Here is a 7765-nt window from a genome sequence, read left to right as displayed (position 1 = left end):
CTTATGGGAGCTTAGGTGAATCTTATGGGAGCTTAGTTAAATCTTATGGGAGCTTAATTGAATCTTATGGGAGTTTAGTTGAATCTTGTGGGAGCTTAGTTGAATCCTATCGGGTTAATAGGAAAGATTTCGTTGCTTAAATCCGGTTGCAAACCGGTAGAATTGAAGAGGCATCAAGTGATCCCACGAACTTTACTCTTGAATTTAATGATTGTGGAAGGGAACACTTGCGCCAGATGGGGGTGATCCCACGGAGTTTACGCTTGGGTTTAATGATTGTGTTGGGAACACTTGCGCCAAAACATACTTGCGCCAGATAGGGCCAAACATACTTGCGCCAGATGGGGGAAGGCAAAACAAACTTGCGCCAGTTGGGGGGCCAAAACAAACTTGCGCCAGATGGGGGGAATAAATTTATTTTAAATTTAGAATAAATTTATATACTTTAGTTTTAAACTTTTAATGATCAGCTATAAAATTTAAAAGATTACAGCATAATGCTTTTCAAAAAAGCAAGATTAATCTTTTTATTTTTAAAAACTTAAATTAAGAAAAAAGTATAATATGGGATTAGAAAAACTTTGGGATAAAGAATTAAAGGTGTTTAATAAATATAATAATGAAAGCACGGATTTTGGTATCGTTAAGGTTTTTGGTATTATTTTATTAGCATTAAGATTTGCAACTCTTCCAGCTTTAATAGTACTACAGATTGGAGGTGTAAAAGATGCAGTTTCAAATGGGAGAGAAAAAACTATTGATTTTTATGTCACAGCCAAACTTTTAATTTCTGTTTTGATAGTTATTCTTCTAATTCCATCAAACAAAGATAATGTTTGGAGTATGATTAGCGTGATTTGGGTCTTCTATTCTTTGCTTGAGACTTTATTGTATATAATAACACCTATATACTGCTCACAAAGTTTTATTAAACCAAAGTCTTATAAGAGAGCTTTTATATTAGGTGTATTGAATTATTTTGAAATAATTTTTTATTTCGCTTTTCTTTATTTCTATTTTGATGCAATAAAGATTTCTAATACCTGCGAATCTGGCCCTTTTTCTAATCTAGTATATGTTTACCATAGTCTTATAGCTGGGCTTACGATAGGATTTGGAGATTATATTCCTAGTGGCGGTGTAGGGATGTATCTTTCGATTTTGCAAGGCGTAATTTTCTTCTTGTTTATTATCGTATTTTTTAACTATAACTTTAGTAATATAAAAAAATGAGTGATTTAGAAGAACATTTTAATAATAATGAAGATATAAATTACAAGGAATTACCTTTATATCATACTTGTGATATGGATGCGGCAAGAGTAATTTTTAATAGTAAGAAGATTAGTCCTAGTCCTTGCCCTAAATTTTTAGAAAATATTCTTTATCTTTTTCTTGGCAAATCTTCATATAAAAAAAATGCTGAAAAAACGCAAAGCAGATATTATCCCGTTTCATTTTGTATTAACCCAAAAATTAAAATAAATATACTACGTTCTTATCCATTAGATTCTGGAGCAATTAAAGAAGGTATTTATGAACCAATAATTGCGAAAGAGAAATTTGAAGTTGTGAAAGAACAATACAATTTGGGAAACCAGATTAAGACCTGTTACAAATTCATATTTTCTTTTTTTGAAAAGCTGGAATATTATATAAAGAGTGTTCCTTTTAAATCGTATACTGATTCCGCACTACCTCCCCACCTATATGAGACAAAGGAAATTTATGACATATATACACAAGCATATGGTGAAAGAGATGTTAGATCTGCAACAATTGAGGTTCAGTCAAATGATGTAATTGATTTAAATAGTCATAATGTTTTAACTGTCTTTTATCCAACAGTCTTACAGCAATATAATAACACGGATTTTTTAAATGAAAATTTTATGTTTGAGCCGCTCATTTACAGTGAAGCTCGTCTTGCTGCATGTTCAAAATATTATGATTATATTTATGAAGAATCGCAGAATATTTCAATTAAATATTTAGATCACTGTGAAAGTAACTAACTATATTAACCCTGGTGAAATACCAGGGAATTACTTACTCATTTCTGCTCCAGTTTATTCTGGTGATAATGGTGATTTATATCTACAAATTTTAAATCCAGTTACAAATTGCATTGAATCTTTTATAGAAACCGATGAGCAAATTACCAATTTAGTAGTTTGTGAAGAAACAGTATTTTGTAGCAAAGGTGATGAGGGTTTTGTAGTTGTGTTGTATAATGGTAAGGCTGATGTTTGTACAATAAACAATGCAAATAAACTCATTTTAAAATACCTAGCTACTTATAAACTTTCGGCGTATAATAAGTTTAGCCTGTATTGTTTTTTAAGCTTACCCGATAAGGTTTTAAATTCGATTCAAGATATAAACAATGAAAGAGAGCTTCGGGGGTATAAAAAATTATCGGATAGAAACTTTATTCTGCCTGAATCTATTGATATTTTTGACAATAGTATTTTTGTAAAAGCAATCTTATATAGATATGCCAATATTGTTTTTAATTCAAGGAAAAATATTTCAGTAACTGAATTATTAAATTCTAATCCGCATTATGTAAATTCTGGAGATTATCCTGACGATTTTTTTAATATTGGAAATGTTGTAATTAACAAAAAACATTTTGAAAAATATGCAAACGAAAATCAAATTGAATCAAAACCATACAATAGCCTAGATGAAATATTTTTAAATGACTTTGTAGTAAATGTTTTGCTTTTGAAGCGTATGGAAATTAGTTCAGGCATGAGAATAATTGAATATACTGATTCAAGCCTTTTAAAATCTTCCGAGACGAATAATAATAGTGATTATTTGGGAATATCGCTTATACAATGTAGAAGCGGAACAGCTTATACCGGCAAAATTGAACGAATTAGGAATATTGTTGAGCAGGTTCATAATATTGAATGGAAAATTGCGAATGAACTGTTTGAGAATAATAATCCCATAGATAGTAAAAAAGAAAAGAATAATATTGAAAGGCGATCGAATACAATAATGAATGAGTATAATCTAATAAGAGAAGAAATAAAAAGACATAACAGAGAATTGACAGAGTGTTAAAGAATAATAAATAATTTAAGCGATGGATCTCAGTAGACATATCAATGAGAGAGATTTTGATCTTGAAAATATCAAGTGCGACTTGGCATTACTTGAAAAAGAATATAATTTTTATTATGTTACTGACACCTTTGACATAATCGAATTTTGCTTTCCTGCTTTATACAAAAAGGAGACCTCCTTAACATTTGCCAAATCACTCGCCTCATCTTATTTTGCTTATGACGCTCTTTTTTTTCCAAATAAAAAAGAACAAAAACCAATAATATTTGATGAGTATAGAGGTGAAGTATTTTCCATTTGGGATATGGTGTATAAAAAGCATAATGAATTTTCTTCAAAGGAAAAGCTTGAAGATTTAATTCACGCATTAAAACTTGGAAGCGAAATTGATACAAACACAATAAAAGAACATATCAATTACATAGCCAGTTTAGTTATTGGAACTTTATCAGAAAGCACGATTGAGAAATTTAAACGTCTGGTAAATAAATCATTGCAACTTGACAGAATTGAATTATCAGATCATGCTATTGAAGACTCTGATATTATTAATGAGATTGTCCATTCCAGTCCTCCTTCTTCAAATAGCATTACTGCTTTTGATTCGTTTTGTGATTTTATGAAACACGATTTGGTTAATTTGACGTACGAAGAAAAATTTATTTATTTGGAGAGTGTAATGAGAGATATTAAGGTTTTTGACAGGATTATTAATATTAATAGAAAAATATCGGAAAGTAATACTCTAAAAAATAAACATTTATTTATTTATCTATCGTCTGCCCCTAGTAGGAATCACGCAATTCATAGATCTTTCCGAGAGAATAAACTTTTACCTAAAATTGACACATTTGAAAATTTTTCTGTACTTAGAAATATACGGCATTTTTCAAAAGTGTTGTTTATTAATGAATCTATAAAAAATAATTCGGAATGGAGGCCTCACGTAAATACTTACATAAATTACTTGGAGAATAAAGATGAAAAGCAATGGTTACTAGAGGAAATTAAGGATTTGGAATTGCCTGTTAGTTTTGCAAATTTTACTAGAGAGTACATTCATAGAGCCAAGGGTTTGTCAGATAAATACTTACGTCTTTACCTTAAGGAAAATGAATTTAATTTAAAAATTGAAAAAGCGATTTCTAAATTTGCTAAAAATAGACAGGATAATACTGACTTACTTAATTTGTTATACATTTTAAAGGAGGATATACAAAAAGATAGTGTTGACAATCAATCGCTTAATTTGGCAATAAAAGAATGTAATAATTCTTTAGTTGATCAAATAAATTACCTAAGACATTTTAGCGATAATAGTCAAAATATAAAGGAACAAATAGCTCTCAAATCACAAAAAATTGTACCTGGGAAAGACGTAATAAGAAGTTCCATTCAGTTATTCCCTGTTCTTATTGGAATGGAAAATAAGAATTTAGGATTGACAACGGATCACGAATACGAAATTTTGAACCTAATTTTTAATTTGTCAGTTGGTACAAAGAGGGGTATTGTGCATAGAAGTGGTAGTCGCTCAACAATAAGGCGACACATTTCATCCCTTGGTAACAATGTTGATAAAAGAGTATTTTCATTATTTTTAGATTTGATCACGCCTGAGGGAACTAATATTGATTCTGTAGAAAATAGTAGCTACGTGCTTAAGTTGGTGAGATATAATAATTCAAATGAGCCTAATGCAATAAATGAGCTAACAGAACTATTATCTATTTGTAAAAAAACAATTACTAAGTATGGAATTGTAAAAATGGAAGAAGGTAAAGAGCGTCTGGATTTTAGTTTTTCAGCACCCCAAAAGACTGAAATTGATATTATTTATTTTCTATCCTGGTTATTCAGACGAAGCAGAGAATATGATAAGGCTCTAGGAATTATTAATAGTTGTTTGGAAAAAAATCCGGAGGAACCCAGGTTACTCCATAGTCGGGCATTAATTCACATTTCAGAGATCTACGAAAACAAAATCGATTTGAAAGGGAATGCAAAAATTATTGAAAAATATTTAAATGCTATTGAAGATTTAACTAAAGCAAAGACAAAATTTGCTGAGTTATCAAGATTCACTTATAGTAAATTAGTTGAACATGTTATAATTGGAATTGAAAATACAATCATAGATGCTTACGCACAATTGTATATTATTTCTAATAGACAAATAAATTATCTGAGAGATGCAAGGAAAATGCTTAATTATTTGAAAACAAAACTAACGCTTTATTTGAATGAAGATTTTATTTCATTTCCATCTTATAATCACACTGAGGTTGATCTTGAATACTGCGAGTGTATTTTTTTAGAATCAATAGGGAAAAGAAGTTTAGCAAAAATTAAAATATCCTTTGCAAAAGAAAGGTTAGACTTAATGAATAAAATGAATTTTCTGAACGATTATGTTTTCTTTAATGAAACCCAAAAAAATGTATCCGATATGTATGAAAAACTGGTTGGCTAAGTTTATTTTTTTTGCTAGGAAGAAAACTATACGAATTAATTAATGAGGGTCTAAAAGAGTGAGGGCTAAAAACAAACTTGCGACAGATAGGACGTAATACTTAAACAGCATTGGCTAATAAAGAATCTATTTTACTTTTATAATTTCTACTAATTTTTTTTATTATTTGTTTAATTACAAATTTTCTGAAAACTCCGGAAGGCATAGCCTTTCTTACAGCTAACTGTAGCTTTCTCCCTCTTTGATTACTTTGGTTTACTTGCTTTTTTATGTCTTCAATCCATTCATTTTCTTTTCTTCGCTTTGCACTTTTTTTTCCTTTTTGTGTAAGAGAGAAGTCTTTAACCTCATTAATTTCAGTCATCATGTTCTTTATGTGTCTAAATACAAGCCCATTGTATAAATTAAAGTTTTTAAAAAAGGCATAATACTTTTTATTTTCCAATGATTCAACTATTAAACTTTCCAAAATTTGTAAGCACTCTGAATGAAAAGTATGAAAAGTTAGAATATAATTGGAATAAGCAATACTTATTTGATTATAATTAGGAGTTTGTAAATGAGTCAAAACGATATTCGCATTTTGCCTCGTTTTATAAACATTAAAATAATGATTTTCTGCCTGCTGAAAGTTATAAAATGATTCAATTTTAGGCACATCATCTTTTTTAGATTCAATTAAAAAGTACCGATGATTATTTTGATTTTGTAAATCAAACCACTGCTTTCTAACTTTTAGATAGTTTCTCGAAAAGACTTCACTGAGCTTTTCAAAGTAATTATATTGTTGAATAATCTTTGCTATTTCATACTTATCCCTAATTGTCAACTTATCTGGAGTTGATAGCAAATAGTGAAATCTTAATAAGTCTTTATTTTCACCATATTCTTTTAATTTGGAATCAAATAATAAGTCAGTTATTTCCACTAACGTTGCCCAATTATGATCAACTAAACTCCTTAATTGAACTTCTACTACAATATCACTGCACTTGTGTTTTACAAACAAATGAAGGCTCTTATAGCCATCAGACTGAGGTTTTTCTATATAATCATATACTTTAACTATTTCAAGCAGTGGTTCATTTTGAATAAGTTTTTGAAGTTTATAAACATCCTGATTATCTCTTACAATACATCTACATCCAGCAATATCCCACATCCTACTGAATCGCATGTCTTGAAAACGTTCGAGTTTTCCTATTATTGATTCAAATCTTTTAATCCTAAAAGTAACTATAGAAGTCGCATGTACTTTTCTAGTTGCGGAGCATAAAATATTAAAAGTATTGGCTAAAGAATCTTTATGAGATGTACGGTAAAATTGAAGTTCTGTTAATGTCTCATCATCTATTGCAATACTTTGTGTCCTTATTTTTTCACCAAGTCTATCAATCTCACCTTTTGTAAATATTCGGGTCATTTATTTATATTGTTATTTTCAATAGTCAACATAAAATTTAGCTTTTCTCATAAACTCTTAGTTAATTACGACTTAATAAAAACTTTATTTTACAGCATCGTCAGACAGTTTTGAATTTTACTAAACGGCATTTTAATTCATAACAAATCACTGGAAAAGCTTCACTTATTCTCCTCTTCGTTTTAAATTATCCCCAAAAAAAAAGCTGATGTTAGAAAAAAATGAGCCTTTATTTTTTTTCTTTAACTCTAAGATTCTATTTTTACTTTATTAAAAAAATAGATAAGTCTCTGACAATTCAATCTGGTTTTTTAACAGTTTGGACCTGAACCAGTTTCAGAACTTAACTACTCCTTTCAATCCAAGCGTAGCAACTCGGAATTATTTTAAGAGCGTCGATCTATACGACGCTTTTTTATTTATCCAAAATTATTTCTATCTATTGAAGAATTAGACTTATAAATACTAACATCTGTGGACAAAAATGGTGAAAAATCTGGAAAACGTAAACTGGTATTGGGTTTGCGTACTTTCCCACAGAAAGGGGAAAAATAATAATAATCTCCGCTTCGATAAAAGCTCCCCATTGGTATGCCGTACAAGTGAGTGACACAACGATGTCGCCATAAATACTTCGGCTTCGCTCAGTACAAATGCTTGTCCCCAAAAAAAATCCCGGCAATTAACTCGCCGGGATGTAAATAGATTCTTCCATTGTCGTACTTCGGCTTCGCTCAGTACTTCGTAAAGTCCCTTCGACTCCGCTTCCTTCGACTCCGCTCAGGACC

General features: G+C 30.0%; 5 protein-coding genes. 4 read left to right on the top strand and 1 reads right to left on the bottom strand.

Annotated elements, in window-relative coordinates:
- Positions 1–564: 564 nt before the first annotated feature.
- The 4 genes from ACHZDT_RS15455 to ACHZDT_RS15440 are packed head-to-tail and all read left to right on the top strand — an operon-like array spanning position 565 to position 5554.
- On the top strand, positions 565–1233 hold the full coding sequence (locus ACHZDT_RS15455) for an ion channel (protein WP_394775520.1): 669 nt from the start codon (positions 565–567) through the stop codon (positions 1231–1233).
- Positions 1230–2015 (top strand): hypothetical protein, encoded by a 786-nt coding sequence (locus tag ACHZDT_RS15450; RefSeq protein ID WP_394775519.1) that lies wholly within the window; start codon positions 1230–1232, stop codon positions 2013–2015. The genes ACHZDT_RS15455 and ACHZDT_RS15450 overlap by 4 nt, the downstream gene beginning before the upstream one ends.
- Positions 2002–3078, top strand: coding sequence for a hypothetical protein (locus ACHZDT_RS15445; RefSeq protein WP_394775518.1), 1077 nt, complete (start codon positions 2002–2004; stop codon positions 3076–3078). Before ACHZDT_RS15450 ends, ACHZDT_RS15445 begins: the two co-directional genes overlap by 14 nt.
- 22 nt (positions 3079–3100) lie before the next feature.
- Positions 3101–5554 (top strand): hypothetical protein, encoded by a 2454-nt coding sequence (locus ACHZDT_RS15440; RefSeq protein ID WP_394775517.1) that lies wholly within the window; start codon positions 3101–3103, stop codon positions 5552–5554.
- 100 nt (positions 5555–5654) lie between these two features.
- Here the strand turns inward: ACHZDT_RS15440 and ACHZDT_RS15435 are convergent, their stop codons facing one another.
- Positions 5655–6977: a hypothetical protein gene (locus tag ACHZDT_RS15435; RefSeq protein ID WP_394775516.1), complete on the bottom strand. Its 1323-nt coding sequence runs from the start codon at positions 6975–6977 to the stop codon at positions 5655–5657.
- Between the last annotated feature and the right edge of the window lie 788 nt (positions 6978–7765).

Origin of the sequence: Flavobacterium sp. (assembly GCF_043722275.1) — a bacterium.
Taxonomy (GTDB): Bacteria; Bacteroidota; Bacteroidia; order Flavobacteriales; family Flavobacteriaceae; genus Flavobacterium.
Note: the sequence above shows the minus strand (reverse complement) of the source record. Positions and strands in the feature narration are given on the sequence as shown.

What these genes read in the sequence shown, in the direction of transcription:
- ACHZDT_RS15455 (WP_394775520.1), top strand. Translation starts at nt 565, where the DNA reads ATGGGATTAGAAAAACTTTGGGATAAAGAATTAAAGGTGTTTAATAAA.
- ACHZDT_RS15450 (WP_394775519.1), top strand. Translation starts at nt 1,230, where the DNA reads ATGAGTGATTTAGAAGAACATTTTAATAATAATGAAGATATAAATTAC.
- ACHZDT_RS15440 (WP_394775517.1), top strand. Translation starts at nt 3,101, where the DNA reads ATGGATCTCAGTAGACATATCAATGAGAGAGATTTTGATCTTGAAAAT.
- ACHZDT_RS15435 (WP_394775516.1), bottom strand. Translation starts at nt 6,977, where the DNA reads ATGACCCGAATATTTACAAAAGGTGAGATTGATAGACTTGGTGAAAAA.